Raw genomic sequence first — 17,950 nt, forward strand, 5'->3', positions numbered from 1 at the left:
TTAACAGGCAGAGGACCGCATCAAATGAAGAAAGCCCTAACCGTGATCTGCGCCGCGCTCATGCTCAGCACACCGCTGGCAAGCTTCGCGCAACCGGGCCCGCCTGATCGGCATGATGGCGGCCCATCGCACCAAGGCAACCCGCCACATGGTCAACCACAGCACCAGGGCCGACATGACAATGGCCGCGGACCTGCTTACCGTGATCCAAACTTCCGCCCACAACAAGGCATGCCGATACCTCATAAGCAGTGGCAGCGTGGTCATGCCGTTGATCCACATTACCGTGGGGACCGTTACTGGGTAACTGACTGGAAAGCGCGCCACCTGTATGCGCCACCTCGTGATCATCGTTGGCTGTATGTGAATGGCGACTATGTGCTGGTGGCCATTGCCAGCGGTGTGATCGTGAACATTCTCACCGGCTACTGATTGTTTGCAGGCACTAAAAAGCCCGCATCAGCGGGCTTCTTAGTGTCTGGCGAATTACACCTGATCAGAAGTCCAGGTTCGACACCGACAGCGCGTTACTTTCGATGAAGTCACGACGCGGCTCGACCGCATCACCCATCAGGGTGTTGAAGATCTGGTCAGCGGCGATGGCATCTTCGATAGTGACCTTGAGCATACGGCGAACGGTCGGGTCCATGGTGGTTTCCCACAGCTGGTCCGGGTTCATCTCACCCAGCCCTTTGTATCGCTGAATCGTATGGCGCTTGGTGGTCTCGTTCATCAGCCAATCCAGGCCCTCTTTGAACTCGACGATTGCCTTGCGGCGTTCACCGCGCTGCACGTACGCACCTTCACCCAACAGGCTCGAAAGCTTGGCACCAATGTTGACTACGGTACGGTAGTCATTGCTGCCGAAGAAATCGCGGTTGAAGGTGATATAGCTGGCCAGACCGTGAGAGGTAATTTCCACTTCAGGCAGCCATACGTTGCGCTCTTTGTCTTCACGCAGGCTGGCGTTGTAAGCCAGGCCAGACTTCTGGCTGGAGTTCAGACGCGCCTGGAACTGGGCCAGCCAGGCCTGCATCACTGCGTGGTCACCCAACTGCTCCAGGGTCACCTCAGGCAGGTAGACAAAGTGCTCAGTCAGCTCTTCGGGGTACAAGCGCGACAGGCGCTTGAGAGTCTTCATGACACTACGGAACTCATTCACCAGCGCTTCCAGCTGCACACCGGAAACTGCTGGCGCCGATTCGTCCAGGTGCAGGCTGGCATCTTCCAGAGCCGACTGGGTCATGTACTCTTCCATGGCCTCATCGTCCTTGATGTACTGCTCCTGCTTGCCTCGTTTCACCTTGTACAGCGGCGGCTGGGCAATATAGATGTAACCACGCTCGACCAGCTCCGGCAGCTGACGGAAGAAGAAGGTCAGCAGCAGCGTACGGATGTGCGAACCGTCAACGTCAGCATCGGTCATGATGATGATGTTGTGATAACGCAGTTTCTCGATGTTGTACTCTTCGCGGCCGATGCCACAGCCCAGCGCAGTGATCAGCGTGCCCACTTCCTGGGACGAAATCATCTTGTCGAAGCGCGCTTTCTCGACGTTGAGGATTTTACCCTTCAGCGGCAAGATCGCCTGGGTACGACGGTTGCGGCCTTGCTTGGCCGAGCCACCCGCAGAGTCACCCTCCACCAGATACAGTTCGGAGAGAGCAGGATCCTTCTCTTGGCAGTCGGCCAGTTTGCCCGGCAGACCCGCGATATCCAGCGCACCTTTACGGCGGGTCATTTCACGGGCTTTACGGGCGGCTTCACGGGCGCGAGCCGCGTCGATCATCTTGCCAACGACGGCCTTCGCCTCGTTCGGGTTTTCCAAGAGGAAATCGGCGAAGTACTTGTTCATCTCCTGTTCCACGGCGGTTTTCACCTCCGAGGAGACCAGCTTGTCCTTGGTCTGCGAGCTGAACTTCGGGTCCGGTACCTTCACCGAGATGATTGCGGTCAGGCCTTCACGGGCGTCGTCGCCAGTGGTTGCCACCTTGTTCTTCTTGGCCAGGCCTTCCTGCTCGATGTAGCTGTTAAGGCTACGGGTCAGCGAGGAACGGAAACCCACCAGGTGGGTACCGCCATCACGCTGCGGAATATTGTTGGTAAAGCACAGCAGGTTTTCGTTGAAGCTGTCGTTCCATTGCAGGGCGACTTCAACACCCACGCCATCGTCACGCTGAACGTTGAAGTGGAACACCTGGGAGTTGACCGGCGTCTTGTTGGTGTTCAAGTACTCGACAAACGCACGCAGACCGCCTTCGTACTTGAAGAACTCTTCCTTACCGCTGCGCTCATCCTTCAGCAGAATGCCAACGCCCGAGTTAAGGAACGACAGCTCGCGGATGCGCTTGGCCAGGATGTCCCAGCTGAAGTGAATGTTCTTGAAGGTTTCAGCCGATGGCTTGAAGTGGATGTGGGTACCCGTGGTTTCACTGTCACCAACAACCGCCATGGGCGCTTGTGGAACACCGTGAACGTAAGTCTGTTCCCAGATCTTGCCGCTACGGCGAACGGTCAGAACCAGCTTCTCGGACAGGGCGTTCACAACCGACACACCTACACCGTGCAGACCGCCGGATACTTTGTAAGAGTTGTCGTCGAACTTACCGCCGGCGTGCAGCACAGTCATGATGACCTCGGCTGCGGAAACGCCTTCTTCCTTATGCACATCGACCGGAATGCCGCGACCGTTGTCGCGCACACTGATAGATTCGTCCGGGTGGATGATGACAGTGATGTCATCGCAGTGACCGGCGAGGGCTTCGTCGATCGAGTTGTCGACCACCTCGAAGACCATGTGGTGCAGGCCACTACCATCATCGGTGTCGCCAATGTACATGCCGGGACGCTTGCGTACGGCATCCAAACCTTTCAGCACCTTGATGCTGGAGGAGTCGTACGTTTGATTTTCGCTCATGCCTTCACTCCCGATGGTCGTGGGTCTGGGTGATACGGCCTTGTTCCACGTGGAACAAAGCAACTGGCGTTTCCGTCTGCCAGCCTTCCCTCAGTAATTCGTGATCTACACAGGTGATGAACACCTGGCAGCGTAATTCTTCAAGCAAGCGGCACAGTGCGCGGCGATGCTGGTCATCCAGTTCGGACGGCAAGTCATCCACGAGATAAATACAGTGACCGCGGCGAGCCTGACTAACGAGGTGGCCTTGGGCAATGCGCAATGCGCATACCACCAACTTTTGCTGACCACGCGACAGGATGTCGGCTGCATTGTTGCCAGCCAACCGCAAACGCAGATCAGCACGCTGCGGACCGGCTTGGGTATGGCCCATCTGCTGATCGCGAAGGAGGGAGGAGGCGAGCACTTCTTGCAGTTCCCGGTCCTTGTCCCAGCCTCGGTAGTAGCTCAGGGTCAACCCGTCCAGCTCGACCAGTTCGCTCAGGGTTCGCTCGAAGACGGGCTTCAAGGCCTTGATGTAGTTGCGACGGTATTCATCTATTTCCGCGCTAGCCAGGCACAATTCCCGGTCCCAGGCGGCTTGCGAAGCTGGGTCAAGTGTACCATGACGCAACCATGAGTTCCGCTGCCGCAGCGCCTTCTGAAGGCGTTGCCAGGCTGGCAGAAAACGAGGTTCCACGTGGAACACCCCCCAGTCCAGAAACTGGCGGCGTATTTTTGGGGCACCTTCCAGCAGCCGGAAACTGTCTGGGTTGATAAGCTGAAGCGGCAGTAACTCAGCCAATTGCGCGGCGCTGCGCGCATTCTGCCCATCAATGCGAATAGTAAACTCCCCTTGTCGCTCACGGGACACACCCAGGTTGCTCGTACCACCCTCCGTCAGCTGAACCTCGCCGAACACAGTACAGGCAGCCTGTTCGTACTGAATAACCGGATTCAGGCGGGTGCTGCGAAATGAACGGGCCAGGCCGAGCAAATGCACGGCTTCGAGCACGCTGGTCTTGCCGCTGCCGTTGGCGCCGTAAAGGATGTTGATGCGGGGGGAGGGTAAGAGTGTCACCGGGTGCAAGTTGCGCACCGCGGTGACCATGATACGTCGAAGGGACATTTCGCCTGCTACAGGTTACAGGCGCATCGGCATGACAACGTAGGAAGAATCGTCATTGCCAGCTTCCTGCAGCAGCGCACTGCTGTTTGAATCGGACAAGATCAGACGAACTTGCTCAGTAGTCATCACGCCCAGCACGTCCAGCAAATAGCTGACGTTGAAACCGATCTCCAGCGAGCTACCGTCGTAGTCCACGCTGATTTCTTCTTCAGCTTCTTCCTGCTCGGGGTTGTTAGCCTGGATCTTCAGTTGACCGGCAGCCAGCTGCAGGCGAATACCGCGGTACTTTTCGTTGGAAAGAATCGCAGTACGGCTGAAGGCTTCACGCAGCGCCTGGCGGTCTCCGACGACCAGCTTGTCACCGCCTTTGGGCAGTACGCGCTCGTAGTCCGGGAATTTGCCGTCCACCAGCTTGGAGGTAAAGGTGAACTCGCCAGTAGTGGCGCGGATGTGATGCTGACCCAGCACGATGCTGACCATGCCTTCAGGATCGGTCAGCAGGCGCGCCAACTCCAGGATACCTTTACGCGGCACGATGACCTGGTGTCGATCTTCCTGCTCGATCGGCGCGCTCATCGAGCAAAGCGCCAGGCGGTGACCGTCGGTGGATACAGCGCGCAACGTGTTGCGGGAAACCTCAAGCAGCATGCCGTTGAGGTAATAGCGCACATCCTGCTGGGCCATGGCGAAGCTGGTTCGCTCGATCAGGCGGCGCAGCTTGCTCTGCTCCAGGTTGCAGGTCAGCGAACCCGGGCCTTCTTCCACAGTCGGGAAGTCATTGGCAGGCAGGGTCGACAGGGTGAAGCGGCTGCGGCCGGCCTTTACCAACAATTTCTGCTCATCGACCTTGATATCGATCAGGGCGTCGTTAGGCAGGCTTTTGCAGATGTCCATCAGCTTGCGCGCAGGAACAGTGATCTCGCCAGGCTCGGCCGGCTCTTCCAGTTGCACGCGGCCTACCAGCTCGACTTCCAGGTCGGTACCGGTCAACGACAGTTGCTGGCCTTGTACGACCAGCAATACGTTGGACAGGACCGGCAAGGTCTGACGGCGCTCGACGACACCGGCGACCAGTTGCAGGGGTTTCAACAGGGCTTCGCGTTGAATGGTGAAATGCATGGTCTAGTCCCTTGCCTTCAATTAGCTGCGCAGACGGCCATCAGGTCGTCAGCGTCCGCAGCAGGTTCTTGTAGTCCTCGCGGATGTCCGCGTCGGATTCCTTCAGTTCATTGATTTTGCGGCAGGCGTGCAGCACGGTCGTATGGTCGCGACCACCGAACATGTCGCCGATTTCCGGCAGACTGTGGTTGGTCAACTCCTTGGACAGGGCCATGGCTACCTGACGCGGGCGCGCGACAGAACGCGAACGACGCTTGGACAACAGATCGGAGATCTTGATCTTGTAGTACTCAGCGACGGTACGCTGAATGTTATCCACACTGACCAGTTTGTCTTGCAGCGCCAACAGATCCTTGAGCGATTCACGAATCAGCTCGATGGTGATGTCACGCCCCATGAAGTGCGAGTGAGCGATAACCCGCTTCAGTGCACCTTCCAGCTCACGGACGTTGGACCGGATGCGCTGAGCGATGAAAAAGGCTGCGTCATGCGGGAGCTCGACTTTGGCCTGGTCGGCCTTCTTCATCAGAATCGCTACGCGGGTCTCCAGCTCTGGTGGCTCGACAGCCACCGTCAGGCCCCAACCAAAGCGCGACTTCAGACGCTCTTCCAGGCCTTCGATTTCCTTGGGATAGCGGTCAGAGGTAAGGATTACCTGCTGGCCGCCCTCAAGCAAGGCGTTGAAGGTGTGGAAAAACTCTTCCTGCGAGCGCTCTTTGCGAGCGAAGAACTGGATATCGTCGATCAACAACGCGTCCACCGAGCGGTAGAAGCGCTTGAATTCGTTGATGGCATTGAGTTGCAGCGCTTTAACCATGTCCGCGACGAAACGCTCCGAATGCAGGTACACCACCTTGGCGTTCGGATTTTTCTTCAGCAGATGGTTACCCACAGCATGCATAAGGTGGGTTTTACCCAAACCCACACCGCCATAAAGGAACAGTGGGTTGTAGCCATGCTTAGGGTTGTCCGCAACCTGCCAGGCAGCCGCGCGGGCGAGCTGGTTCGACTTACCTTCGACGAAGGTGTCAAAGGTAAAGGTCCGGTTCAGGTAACTGGTGTGCTTGAGCGCACCTTCAACCTGCACGGTGCGTTGTTCAGCCCGGCCACCACCACTGGGCGGCGCCGCAGCGGGCTCGGCCATGGCATCAAAGCTGTCACGCGAAGACGTCTCGACCAGTACAGGCTCGGCTGCAGCCACGGCAACGGGTTCAACCGCTGCGGCCGGGGCCGTCTTGTGTGCCTGAGTCTGCGCCAGCGAAGCCGCAACGGCAGCGCTGACCGGCGCGTTGGGCGCAGCCCTTGGGGCCGAGCTGCGACGGCTACCTATTAATAAGGAAAGGGCTGGTGCAATGCCGCTACCGTTCTCACCCAACAGCTCGAGCAAGCGACCCAGGTACTTTTCATTGACCCAATCGAGAACGAAACGGTTAGGCGCATAGACGCGCAACTCGTCGCCTTCGGCTTCGACCTGTAGCGGACGGATCCAGGTGTTGAATTGCTGGGCAGGCAGTTCATCGCGCAGAAGCTCCACGCACTGCTGCCAAAGTTCCACTGACACGGATATCCCCTGAGTTTGAAAGCCGGATGAGGCAAAAACAAACCGCCATTGTACCGGTCGAGCGTTCAGTTATCCACATGTGGACACGTTAGGAACCACGACAAAACAGCCATTTATCGACCAAAACGGCTTTTCGCCTCTGTGAATAAGCCCTGTGGATAAACGACCATGAGGGCTATGCACAACCCCACCCCTTAGCCTGTTGATAACTCCTCTGTGGATAACAGGTGTTTTCATCCACAGCTTTCGCTCACGATGGGAACAAGCGCAGCACGGGATCAGAACAAAGTTGTAAAACTCTGTACACCCCGTAATTCATGGGCCAGCGCAGGTTATCCACAGAAGGTTATCCACTTAAGAGTTATAAGTTCTTCAAAAAAGCTTTTTATATGTCTCTTCTTTTTTTTCATGTTGTCCCTGATCCGTGTGTCCGATCAAGCACCCCTTGGGCACTGATCAACAGGCACCGTCCATCACATGCTCTATATGGAAAGACTGGTTGGAAATTGACCTATGGGCTTGCTTTCTCTAGAATCGCCGGTCTCTTAAAAAGGGGGCCATCCCGGCCCGTCGTCGACAAACCAGGTAACACGCCATGAAACGTACTTTCCAACCAAGCACCATCAAGCGCGCCCGCACCCACGGTTTCCGTGCCCGTATGGCTACCAAGAACGGCCGTGCTGTTCTGTCGCGTCGTCGTGCCAAAGGCCGTAAGCGTCTGGCCATTTGATTTTTCGGCACAGGTGGTGAGTCAGGACTTCAGTCGGGAAAAGCGACTGCTTACACCCCGGCATTTCAAAGCGGTCTTCGACTCCCCAACCGGCAAGGTTCCAGGGAAAAACCTGCTGATCCTTGCTCGCGAGAACGGTCTCGATCACCCACGCCTTGGCTTGGTAATCGGCAAGAAGAGTGTCAAGCTCGCCGTTCAACGCAACCGCCTCAAGCGCTTGATGCGCGATTCCTTTCGTCTGAACCAGCAATTGCTTGCCGGTCTGGACATCGTGATCGTCGCGCGCAAGGGATTGGGTGAGATAGAAAACCCGGAATTGCACCAACACTTTGGCAAGCTCTGGAAACGCCTGGCGCGCAGCCGGCCGACACCAGCAGTCACCGCCAATTCCGCAGGGGTAGACAGCCAAGATGCGTAAACTGGCACTCGTTCCGATCCAGTTTTACCGTTATGCCATTAGTCCTCTGATGGCCAATCACTGTCGGTTTTTCCCCAGTTGCTCCTGTTACGCGTATGAAGCCATCGAAAACCATGGCATCTGGCGTGGTGGGTGGCTGGCCGTTCGTCGCCTGGGGCGTTGTCATCCGTGGAATGACGGCGGTTTCGACCCCGTTCCACCCGCTCCTTCCTCCCGAACTTCTTCGATAGCCGAGTAATCATGGATATTAAACGCACGATCCTGATCGCCGCGCTGGCAGTCGTGTCCTACGTCATGGTCCTGAAGTGGAACGATGACTACGGCCAGGCTGCCCTGCCGACTCAGAATACTGCTGCCAGCACTGTTGCTCCGGGCTTGCCCGATGGCGTGCCGGCCGGTAACAACGGTGCCAGCGCCGATGTACCGAGCGCCAACGCCGAATCGAGCCCTGCCGAACTGGCACCGGTCGCACTCAGCAAGGACCTGATCCGAGTCAAGACCGACGTTCTGGAACTGGCTATCGATCCGGTCGGTGGTGACATCGTCCAGCTGAACCTGCCGAAGTACCCACGCCGTCAAGACCACCCGAACATTCCATTCCAGCTGTTCGACAACGGTGGTGAGCGTGTTTACCTGGCACAAAGCGGTCTGACCGGTACCGACGGCCCGGATGCCCGCGCCAGCGGCCGTCCCCTGTATGCCGCCGAACAGAAGAGCTACCAGCTGGCCGATGGCCAGGAACAACTGGTGGTAGACCTGAAGTTCAGTGACAACGGTGTCAACTACATCAAGCGTTTCAGCTTCAAGCGCGGTGAGTACGACCTGAATGTCAGCTACCTGATCGACAACCAGAGCGGCCAGGCCTGGAACGGCAACATGTTTGCCCAGCTCAAGCGTGATGCCAGCGGCGATCCGTCCTCCAGTACTGCCACCGGCACCGCTACCTACCTGGGTGCTGCCCTGTGGACAGCTTCTGAGCCTTACAAAAAGGTCTCGATGAAGGACATCGACAAAGGTAGTTTGAAAGAAAATGTGTCCGGCGGCTGGGTTGCCTGGCTGCAGCACTACTTCGTGACCGCCTGGATTCCGGCCAAGTCGGACAACAACGTTGTCCAGACCCGCAAGGATAGTCAGGGCAACTACATCATCGGCTACACCGGCCCGGTTATCAGCGTACCGGCTGGCGGCAAGGTCGAAACCAGTGCCCTGCTGTACGCCGGCCCGAAGATCCAGTCCAAGCTGAAAGAGTTGTCCCCAGGCCTGGAATTGACCGTCGACTACGGCTTCCTGTGGTTCATCGCCCAGCCGATCTTCTGGCTGCTGCAACATATCCACAGCCTGCTGGGTAACTGGGGCTGGTCGATCATCGTGCTGACCATGTTGATCAAAGGCCTGTTCTTCCCGCTGTCGGCTGCCAGCTACCGCTCCATGGCGCGTATGCGTGCCGTTGCACCTAAGCTCGCCGCACTCAAGGAACGCTTCGGTGACGATCGCCAGAAGATGTCCCAGGCGATGATGGAGCTTTACAAGAAAGAGAAGATCAACCCACTGGGTGGCTGCCTGCCGATCCTGGTGCAGATGCCGGTATTCCTGGCCCTGTACTGGGTATTGCTGGAAAGCGTGGAAATGCGCCAGGCCCCATGGATCCTGTGGATTACCGACCTGTCGATCAAGGATCCGTTCTTCATCCTGCCGATCATCATGGGCGCCACCATGTTCATCCAGCAGCGCCTGAACCCGACTCCGCCGGATCCGATGCAGGCCAAGGTGATGAAAATGATGCCAATCATCTTCACCTTCTTCTTCCTGTGGTTCCCTGCCGGTCTGGTGCTGTACTGGGTTGTGAACAACTGCCTGTCGATTTCGCAGCAGTGGTACATCACTCGCCGTATCGAAGCAGCTACCAAAAAAGCTGCTGCTTGACGGGCTAATACGCTAGCCTGTGAATAAAAAACGCCCCCTAGTGGGGCGTTTTTGCTATCTGTCGTTTTTGTCGTAGAGGCTTTCGAGCATGAACACTGTGCGTGAAACCATCGCCGCCATCGCCACGGCCCAGGGCCGGGGCGGTGTGGGAATTGTCAGGTTGTCCGGCCCTCTGGCTGCCAAGGCCGGCCTGTTGATCACCGGCCGCACCCTGACCCCGCGGCATGCCCATTACGGTCCGTTCCGCGACGATGAAGGGCTGGTGCTGGACGAAGGGATTGCTCTGTTCTTCCCAGGGCCTAATTCGTTCACTGGCGAAGACGTGCTGGAACTGCAGGGACACGGTGGCCCTGTGGTCTTGGACATGCTGCTGCAGCGCTGTGTACAAGTCGGCTGTCGTCTGGCCCGCCCGGGCGAGTTCAGCGAGCGCGCCTTCCTCAACGACAAGCTCGACCTGGCGCAGGCTGAAGCCATCGCCGACCTGATCGAAGCCAGTTCCAGCCAGGCAGCGCGCAACGCCCTGCGCTCGCTGCAAGGGGAATTCTCCAGGCGTGTGCACAGCCTCACCGAGGCGTTGATTGCCTTGCGTATTTACGTCGAGGCGGCAATCGATTTTCCTGAAGAAGAGATCGACTTCCTCGCCGATGGCCACGTGCTGTCGATGCTTGATGCCGTGCGCAGCGAGTTATCCACTGTGCAGCGCGAGGCCGGGCAGGGCGCCTTGCTGCGTGACGGCATGACGGTAGTCATTGCCGGCCGGCCGAATGCCGGTAAATCGAGCTTGCTGAACCAGCTGGCCGGGCGGGAAGCTGCCATCGTCACTGACATCGCCGGCACCACGCGGGATATCCTGCGCGAACATATCCACATCGACGGCATGCCGCTGCACGTTGTCGATACTGCTGGCTTGCGCGATACCGATGACCATGTGGAAAAGATCGGTGTGGAACGCGCCCTGAAGGCCATTGGCGAGGCAGACCGCGTTCTGCTGGTAGTCGACTCCACTGCGCCCGAGGCCAGCGACCCGTTCGCTTTGTGGCCTGAGTTTCTGGCTCAGCGGCCGGACCCGGCCAAGGTCACGCTGATTCGCAACAAGGCCGACCTGAGTGGTGAGCGGGTAGCGCTGGAACAGTGCGCTGACGGCCATGTGACCATTACCCTGAGCGCCAAGGGCGACGACACAGGGCTGCAACTGCTCCGCGACCATCTGAAAGGCTGTATGGGTTATGAGCAGACTGCAGAGAGTGGCTTCAGCGCCCGCCGGCGCCATCTGGATGCCTTGCGCCAGGCCAGCGAGCACCTGGAGCACGGCCGTGCTCAATTGACCTTGGCGGGCGCGGGAGAGCTTCTGGCTGAGGACTTACGGCAGGCACAGCATGCGCTGGGGGAGATCACAGGAGCATTCAGCTCGGATGACCTGCTTGGGCGGATTTTCTCCAGCTTCTGCATCGGCAAGTAATCCACAGCCACGCAAGGCCAAGCGCCGCTCCTTAGGGAGCGGCTTTTTTTTGCCTGAAATTCGTTGCAGAAGATGAATGCAGGCCGCTGACCCAAGCACCTGTGGGAGCGGGTGGACTCGCGAAGAAGCCCTTACAAGCACGGAATGTCGGCGGATGTACCGACCCTTTCGCGAGCTTGACCGCTCCAAACCGACCATGCCTGGTTGCTAGCGCGATGAATTTTCCATGCTCGGCCTAAAAACTGTGCTCAGGAGCCCTGTGGAAAAGTCGCCTTCAGCTCAGTTGATAAGCGGGCTTTTTTCTGAGGAAAAACCCGCCTGTGGGTAAACAGCCATTTAATCCACAGGCTAAATGACGTTATCCAGAGCCCTCATGGCACTCCAGACACAGGGTTTAATTTCTCTCTACATAGCGCCATTATTGGGATGCAGGACTTTATCCACAGAAGTCGCTGTGCATAAGAATAAACATAAAAACAAAGCTTTTTAAATTTCTTCTCTCTGATTTCTGTTGTTTGCCACTCATCCACAGACTGGTCAAAATTTGCTCAGACGGTTTCTTTACTGGGGGTGAAGTCCCTATACTTGTCCGCTTACCTTCTCTATTCGCAAAAACAGGCACGAGGTGCGTGGTGGATTTCCCTTCCCGTTTTGACGTGATCGTCATCGGCGGCGGCCATGCCGGTACCGAGGCTGCGCTTGCGTCTGCACGCATGGGTGTGAAAACCCTGCTGCTGACCCATAACGTGGAAACCCTCGGTCACATGAGCTGCAACCCCGCCATCGGCGGTATTGGCAAAAGCCATCTGGTCAAAGAGATCGATGCGCTCGGCGGCGCCATGGCGCTGGCCACCGACAAGAGCGGCATCCAGTTCCGCGTTCTGAACAACCGCAAGGGCCCGGCCGTACGTGCCACCCGTGCACAAGCCGACCGCGCCATCTACAAGGCAGTGGTACGTGAAATCCTGGAAAACCAGCCAAACCTGTGGATATTCCAGCAGTCCTGCGACGACCTGATCGTCGAGCAGGACCAGGTCAAAGGCGTGGTGACCCAGATGGGCCTGCGTTTCTTTGCCGAATCTGTGGTGCTGACTACCGGTACCTTCCTCGGCGGCCTTATCCACATTGGTCTGCAAAACCATTCCGGTGGTCGCGCCGGTGATCCACCTTCGATTGCCCTGGCCCACCGCATGCGTGAACTGCCGCTGCGCGTCGGCCGCCTGAAAACCGGTACCCCGCCACGCATTGACGGCCGCTCGGTGGACTTCTCGGTAATGACCGAACAGCCAGGGGATACGCCGATCCCGGTGATGTCGTTCATGGGCAATGCCGAAATGCACCCGCGTCAGGTGAGCTGCTGGATAACCCACACCAATGCGCGCACCCACGAGATCATTGCCTCGAACCTCGACCGTTCACCGATGTACTCGGGCGTGATCGAAGGTGTCGGTCCGCGCTACTGTCCGTCGATCGAAGACAAGATCCACCGCTTTGCCGACAAGGAAAGCCACCAGGTGTTCATCGAGCCGGAAGGCTTGAACACCCATGAGTTGTATCCCAACGGTATTTCCACTTCGTTGCCGTTCGACGTGCAGTTGGAGCTCGTGCGTTCCATCCGTGGCATGGAAAACGCCCACATCGTGCGCCCGGGCTATGCCATCGAGTACGACTACTTCGATCCCCGCGACCTCAAGTACAGCCTCGAGACGAAAGTCATCGGCGGCCTGTTCTTCGCCGGGCAGATCAACGGCACCACCGGGTACGAAGAAGCCGGCGCCCAGGGCCTGCTGGCCGGGACTAACGCCGCACTGCGGGCGCAGGGCCGTGACAGCTGGTGCCCGCGCCGCGACGAGGCATACATCGGCGTACTGGTGGACGACCTGATTACCTTGGGTACCCAGGAGCCGTACCGCATGTTTACCTCGCGTGCCGAGTACCGGCTGATACTGCGCGAAGACAACGCCGACCTGCGCCTGACCGAAAAGGGCCGTGAACTGGGCCTGATCGATGACCAGCGCTGGGCCGCGTTCTGCGCCAAGCGCGACGGTATCGAGCGTGAGGAACAGCGCCTGAAATCGACCTGGGTTCGGCCGAATACCGAGCAAGGCCAGGCCATTGTGGATAAGTTCGGCACTCCGCTGAGCCACGAGTACAGCCTGCTCAACCTGCTGGCGCGCCCCGAAATCGACTACGCCGGCCTGATCGAAGCGACTGGCGGTGACGTAATCGATCCACAGGTTGCCGAGCAGGTCGAGATCCGCACCAAGTACGCCGGCTACATCGACCGCCAGCAGGATGAAATTGCCCGACTGCGCGCCAGCGAAGACACACGCCTGCCTGTGGATATCGACTACACGACGATTTCCGGCCTGTCCAAGGAGATACAGGGCAAGCTGAGCCAGACCCGTCCGCAGACGCTGGGCCAGGCTTCGCGTATCCCGGGCGTGACCCCGGCGGCGATTTCCCTGTTGCTGATTCACTTGAAAAAACGCGGCGCTGGCCGCGAATTGGAGCAAAGCGCTTGAGTTCCCTGGTCACCCCTCAACACGCTGAAGAGTTGTCCACAGGTGCGCGCCAGCTTGGTGTCGAGCTGACTGCCGAGCAGCACGAGAAGCTGCTTGGCTACCTGGCTCTGTTGATCAAATGGAACAAAGCCTACAACCTGACTGCTGTGCGCGACCCGGACGAGATGGTTTCGCGTCACCTGCTCGACAGCCTTAGCGTCATGTCTTTTATCCACAACGACCGTGATAACTGGCTGGATGTCGGCAGCGGCGGTGGCATGCCCGGCATCCCGTTGGCTATCCTGCATCCACACAAGCGCGTCACCGTGCTGGACGCCAATGGCAAGAAAACCCGTTTCCTGACACAGGTGAAAATGGAACTCAGGCTGGACAACCTCACGGTTATCCACAGCCGGGTCGAGGCCTTCCAGCCGGCACAACCGTTCGACGGAATCATCTCCCGCGCTTTCAGCAGCATGGAGAACTTCACCAACTGGACCCGCCACTTGGGCGACACCGGGACGCAATGGCTTGCAATGAAGGGGCTGCATCCTGCCGATGAACTGGTAGCATTGCCCGCAGACTTCACAGTGGAAAGCGAACAGGCCCTGACCGTTCCGGGTTGCCAGGGCCAGCGCCATCTGCTGATACTGCGCCGCAAGGCATGACTGGGAACACTCGCAACAATGGCTAAGGTATTCGCAATCGCGAACCAGAAAGGTGGTGTGGGCAAGACAACCACCTGTATCAATCTCGCCGCCTCGCTGGCTGCGACCAAGCGTCGTGTCCTGCTGATCGACCTCGATCCGCAGGGCAACGCCACCATGGGCAGCGGTGTGGACAAGCACGAGCTCGAGCATTCGGTCTACGACCTGCTGATCGGGGAGTGCGACTTGGCCCAGGCTATGCACTACTCCGAGCACGGAGGCTTCCAGTTGCTGCCGGCCAACCGTGATCTGACCGCCGCTGAGGTGGTGCTGCTGGAAATGCAGGTCAAGGAGAGCCGTCTGCGCAACGCCCTGGCACCCATTCGCGATAACTACGACTACATCCTCATCGACTGCCCGCCGTCGCTGTCGATGCTCACGCTGAATGCTCTGGTCGCTTCCGATGGCGTGATTATCCCCATGCAGTGCGAGTATTACGCACTGGAAGGTCTCAGCGACCTTGTGGATAACATCAAGCGCATCGCCGCGCGGTTGAACCCGGAGTTGAAGATCGAGGGCCTGTTGCGGACCATGTACGATCCGCGCCTGAGCCTGAACAACGATGTTTCGGCGCAGTTGAAGGAGCACTTTGGCCCTCAGCTGTACGACACGGTCATTCCGCGCAACATTCGCTTGGCCGAGGCCCCCAGCTTCGGCATGCCAGCCCTTGCTTACGACAAGCAATCGCGGGGCGCACTGGCGTACCTGGCCCTGGCTGGGGAACTGGTACGCCGTCAACGCCGTCCATCACGCACTGCACAAACAACTTAAGGAATCCGTATGGCCGTCAAGAAACGGGGTCTCGGACGTGGGTTGGATGCACTGCTCAGTGGTCCTTCCGTCAGCGCGCTCGAAGAGCAGGCTGTAAAGATCGACCAGAAAGAACTGCAACACCTGCCGGTCGAGCTGGTCCAGCGCGGCAAGTACCAGCCTCGCCGGGACATGGACCCGGAGGCGCTGGAAGAGCTTGCGCACTCGATTCGCAACCATGGTGTGATGCAACCGATCGTGGTACGCCCGATTGGCGACAACCGATACGAGATCATCGCCGGTGAGCGCCGTTGGCGCGCCACCCAGCAGGCCGGCCTGGACACGATCCCGGCCATGGTCCGCGAAGTGCCCGACGAAGCCGCCATCGCCATGGCATTGATCGAGAACATCCAGCGCGAAGACCTCAACCCGCTGGAAGAGGCCATGGCCCTGCAGCGCCTGCAACAGGAATTCGAGCTCACCCAGCAGCAGGTGGCTGACGCTGTGGGCAAGTCGCGGGTGACCGTGGCCAACCTGCTGCGCCTCATCACCTTGCCCGATGCGATCAAGACCATGCTCGCCCACGGTGACCTGGAGATGGGGCACGCCCGTGCATTGCTGGGCCTGGAAGAAAATCGTCAGGAGGAGGGGGCGCGTCATGTTGTCGCACGTGGCCTCACCGTGCGCCAAACCGAGGCACTGGTCCGTCAGTGGCTCAGCGACAAGCCTGATCCGGTCGAACCGAGCAAACCTGATCCGGATATCGCACGCCTTGAACAGCGGCTCGCAGAGCGCCTGGGCTCGGCCGTGCAGATCCGTCATGGCAACAAGGGCAAAGGCCAGTTGGTTATTCGCTACAACTCGCTTGATGAGTTGCAAGGCGTGCTCGCTCACATCCGCTGAAACAATTCCTGTTGTAGCGCGAAGTCGGAAATCACTACCGAAGAGTTGAATAGGGGTTAATCCACCCCTATACTCTGCGCGCATTTTGTCGGCACAAATTATGCCAAGTCATAGCTGACTTGTTGGTCGACTTCCGAGGAGCAGTTGTGATGGAAATACGCACGCCAAACCGCCTGCCTTTCCATCGCTGGGCGGTTTTTCCGGTACTGCTGGCTCAATTTGTCGTACTGCTGCTGGCAACCTTGGTGTTGTGGCAGTGGAAAGGGTCGGTCAGTGGATATTCAGGCCTTTGCGGAGGTTTGATTGCCTGGCTGCCCAATGTGTATTTCGCCTGGAAGGCTTTTCGCTTCAGCGGGGCTCGGGCGGCACAAGCTATCGTCAAGTCGTTTTACGCTGGCGAGGCAGGCAAGATGATTTTGACGGCAGTGCTTTTTGCACTGACCTTTGCAGGAGTGAAGCCACTGGCGCCGCTAGCAGTATTCGGCGTCTTCGTGTTGACCCTTTTGGTCAGCTGGTTCGCGCCCCTGCTGATGAATAAAAGACTTTCGAGACCTTAGGGCGTTTGAGGCAACCATGGCAGCAGAAACCGCTTCGGGCTATATCCAGCACCACTTGCAGAACCTGACCTACGGTCAACTACCAGACGGCAGCTGGGGCTTCGCCCATTCGGCTGCAGAAGCCAAGGCAATGGGCTTCTGGGCGTTCCACCTGGACACCCTGGGTTGGTCCGTCGCGCTGGGTCTGATCTTCCTGTTGATCTTCCGCATGGCGGCCAAGAAGGCGACTTCCGGCCAACCTGGCGGTCTGCAGAACTTCGTTGAGGTGATGGTCGACTTCGTCAACGGCAGCGTGAAGGACTCCTTCCACGGCCGTAGCCCGGTAATCGCACCACTGGCGCTGACCATTTTCGTCTGGGTATTCCTGATGAACGCCGTCGACCTGATACCGGTCGACTGGATTCCTCAGCTGGCCATCCTGATTTCCGGTGACCCGCACATTCCGTTCCGCGCCGTGTCGACCACCGACCCGAACGCGACCCTGGCCATGGCCTTCTGCGTCTTCGCCCTGATCATCTTCTACAGCATCAAGGTCAAGGGACTGGGCGGCTTCATCGGTGAGCTGACCCTGCACCCGTTTGGCAGCAAGAATATCTTTGTGCAGATCCTGCTGATTCCGGTCAACTTCCTGCTGGAATTCGTCACCCTGATCGCCAAGCCGATCTCGCTGGCACTGCGTCTGTTCGGCAACATGTATGCTGGCGAGCTGGTGTTCATCCTGATCGCTGTAATGTTCGGCTCCGGCCTGCTGTGGCTCAGCGGCCTGGGTGTGGTGCTGCAATGGGCGTGGGCTGTGTTCCACATCCTGATCATCACCCTGCAAGCTTTCATCTTCATGATGCTGACCATCGTCTACCTGTCGATGGCTCACGAAGATAACCATTAAGACCGCCTGGCGTGTCTGATAGCCTTCCCTGCCTGTACGGGGGGAGGGCTTAAAAAGTCCGCAAGGGCATGCTGTACCAAACGATTTGTTTTACCGCTTCAAACTAAAAACCTAACCAATACGACGTAAAAGTCGGGAGGAAAGATGGAAACTGTAGTTGGTCTGACCGCTATCGCTGTTGCTCTGCTGATCGGCCTGGGTGCTCTGGGTACCGCCATTGGTTTCGGCCTGCTGGGTGGCAAATTCCTGGAAGGCGCTGCTCGTCAGCCAGAAATGGTTCCGATGCTGCAGGTCAAAATGTTCATCGTTGCCGGTCTGCTCGACGCCGTAACCATGATCGGTGTTGGTATCGCTCTGTTCTTCACCTTCGCGAATCCGTTCGTTGGTCAGATCGCCGGCTAATCACTC

General features: G+C 58.2%; 17 protein-coding genes. 13 read left to right on the forward strand and 4 right to left on the reverse strand.

All coding sequences use genetic code 11. The features are described 5' to 3' along the window. Positions 1 to 24: 24 nt before the first annotated feature. The gene (locus tag N5D53_RS13325; protein ID WP_010951459.1) at positions 25 to 432 is read left to right on the forward strand and encodes an RcnB family protein; all 408 of its coding nucleotides are present in this window, start codon (positions 25 to 27) and stop codon (positions 430 to 432) included. 64 nt (positions 433 to 496) lie between these two features. On the opposite strand, the gene gyrB is transcribed toward N5D53_RS13325, so the two are convergent. Genes gyrB through dnaA form a run of 4 tightly spaced genes read right to left on the reverse strand, consistent with a single transcriptional unit; the run spans position 497 to position 6,705 of the window. Then, positions 497 to 2,917, reverse strand: a complete 2,421-nt coding sequence (gene gyrB, locus N5D53_RS13330) for a DNA topoisomerase (ATP-hydrolyzing) subunit B (RefSeq protein WP_121160864.1) — start codon at positions 2,915 to 2,917, stop codon at positions 497 to 499. 4 nt (positions 2,918 to 2,921) lie between these two features. After that, positions 2,922 to 4,025 (reverse strand): DNA replication/repair protein RecF, encoded by a 1,104-nt coding sequence (recF, locus tag N5D53_RS13335; protein ID WP_003253154.1) that lies wholly within the window; start codon positions 4,023 to 4,025, stop codon positions 2,922 to 2,924. Positions 4,026 to 4,040: 15 nt separating this feature from the next. Further along, the gene (gene dnaN, locus N5D53_RS13340) at positions 4,041 to 5,144 is read right to left on the reverse strand and encodes a DNA polymerase III subunit beta (RefSeq protein ID WP_020192712.1); all 1,104 of its coding nucleotides are present in this window, start codon (positions 5,142 to 5,144) and stop codon (positions 4,041 to 4,043) included. A gap of 40 nt (positions 5,145 to 5,184) precedes the next feature. After that, entirely contained in the window at positions 5,185 to 6,705 is a 1,521-nt protein-coding gene (dnaA, locus tag N5D53_RS13345; protein ID WP_010951427.1) for a chromosomal replication initiator protein DnaA, read from the reverse strand. Between the two features lie 595 nt (positions 6,706 to 7,300). On the opposite strand from dnaA, the gene rpmH reads away from it, so the two are divergent. The 12 genes from rpmH to atpE all read left to right on the forward strand — a co-directional run bounded on the left by rpmH (position 7,301) and on the right by atpE (position 17,944). Further along, on the forward strand, positions 7,301 to 7,435 hold the full coding sequence (gene rpmH / locus N5D53_RS13350) for a 50S ribosomal protein L34 (RefSeq protein WP_003253163.1): 135 nt from the start codon (positions 7,301 to 7,303) through the stop codon (positions 7,433 to 7,435). A 13-nt stretch (positions 7,436 to 7,448) separates the two neighbouring features. After that, the gene (gene rnpA, locus N5D53_RS13355; protein ID WP_003253166.1) at positions 7,449 to 7,853 is read left to right on the forward strand and encodes a ribonuclease P protein component; all 405 of its coding nucleotides are present in this window, start codon (positions 7,449 to 7,451) and stop codon (positions 7,851 to 7,853) included. Further along, a complete protein-coding gene (gene yidD, locus N5D53_RS13360; protein WP_003253169.1) occupies positions 7,846 to 8,091 on the forward strand; it encodes a membrane protein insertion efficiency factor YidD in 246 nt (81 codons plus the stop codon). Before rnpA ends, yidD begins: the two co-directional genes overlap by 8 nt. A 2-nt stretch (positions 8,092 to 8,093) precedes the next feature. Next, positions 8,094 to 9,776 (forward strand): membrane protein insertase YidC, encoded by a 1,683-nt coding sequence (yidC, locus tag N5D53_RS13365; RefSeq protein ID WP_010951425.1) that lies wholly within the window; start codon positions 8,094 to 8,096, stop codon positions 9,774 to 9,776. 88 nt (positions 9,777 to 9,864) lie between these two features. Then, positions 9,865 to 11,235: a tRNA uridine-5-carboxymethylaminomethyl(34) synthesis GTPase MnmE gene (mnmE, locus tag N5D53_RS13370; protein WP_104962843.1), complete on the forward strand. Its 1,371-nt coding sequence runs from the start codon at positions 9,865 to 9,867 to the stop codon at positions 11,233 to 11,235. A 632-nt stretch (positions 11,236 to 11,867) separates the two neighbouring features. Continuing rightward, positions 11,868 to 13,760: a tRNA uridine-5-carboxymethylaminomethyl(34) synthesis enzyme MnmG gene (gene mnmG / locus N5D53_RS13375; RefSeq protein WP_064491478.1), complete on the forward strand. Its 1,893-nt coding sequence runs from the start codon at positions 11,868 to 11,870 to the stop codon at positions 13,758 to 13,760. Further along, positions 13,757 to 14,407, forward strand: a complete 651-nt coding sequence (gene rsmG, locus N5D53_RS13380) for a 16S rRNA (guanine(527)-N(7))-methyltransferase RsmG (protein WP_020192710.1) — start codon at positions 13,757 to 13,759, stop codon at positions 14,405 to 14,407. Before mnmG ends, rsmG begins: the two co-directional genes overlap by 4 nt. Positions 14,408 to 14,425: 18 nt before the next feature. Further along, complete coding sequence (locus tag N5D53_RS13385) at positions 14,426 to 15,217, forward strand: ParA family protein (protein ID WP_003253182.1); 792 nt, start codon at positions 14,426 to 14,428, stop codon at positions 15,215 to 15,217. A 9-nt stretch (positions 15,218 to 15,226) separates the two neighbouring features. Next, positions 15,227 to 16,099 carry a ParB/RepB/Spo0J family partition protein gene (locus N5D53_RS13390; RefSeq protein ID WP_104962842.1) on the forward strand — a complete coding sequence of 291 codons (873 nt, stop codon included), beginning with the start codon at positions 15,227 to 15,229 and terminating at the stop codon, positions 16,097 to 16,099. Between the two features lie 149 nt (positions 16,100 to 16,248). Continuing rightward, positions 16,249 to 16,656 (forward strand): F0F1 ATP synthase subunit I, encoded by a 408-nt coding sequence (locus N5D53_RS13395; RefSeq protein ID WP_010955890.1) that lies wholly within the window; start codon positions 16,249 to 16,251, stop codon positions 16,654 to 16,656. Between the two features lie 16 nt (positions 16,657 to 16,672). Continuing rightward, a complete protein-coding gene (gene atpB, locus N5D53_RS13400) occupies positions 16,673 to 17,542 on the forward strand; it encodes a F0F1 ATP synthase subunit A (RefSeq protein ID WP_010955889.1) in 870 nt (289 codons plus the stop codon). A 144-nt stretch (positions 17,543 to 17,686) separates the two neighbouring features. Next, positions 17,687 to 17,944 carry a F0F1 ATP synthase subunit C gene (atpE, locus tag N5D53_RS13405; RefSeq protein WP_003097235.1) on the forward strand — a complete coding sequence of 86 codons (258 nt, stop codon included), beginning with the start codon at positions 17,687 to 17,689 and terminating at the stop codon, positions 17,942 to 17,944. The last annotated feature ends 6 nt before the right edge of the window (positions 17,945 to 17,950 follow it).

Source organism: Pseudomonas sp. GD03862 (assembly GCF_029840855.1).
Lineage (GTDB): Bacteria > Pseudomonadota > Gammaproteobacteria > Pseudomonadales > Pseudomonadaceae > Aquipseudomonas > Aquipseudomonas alloputida.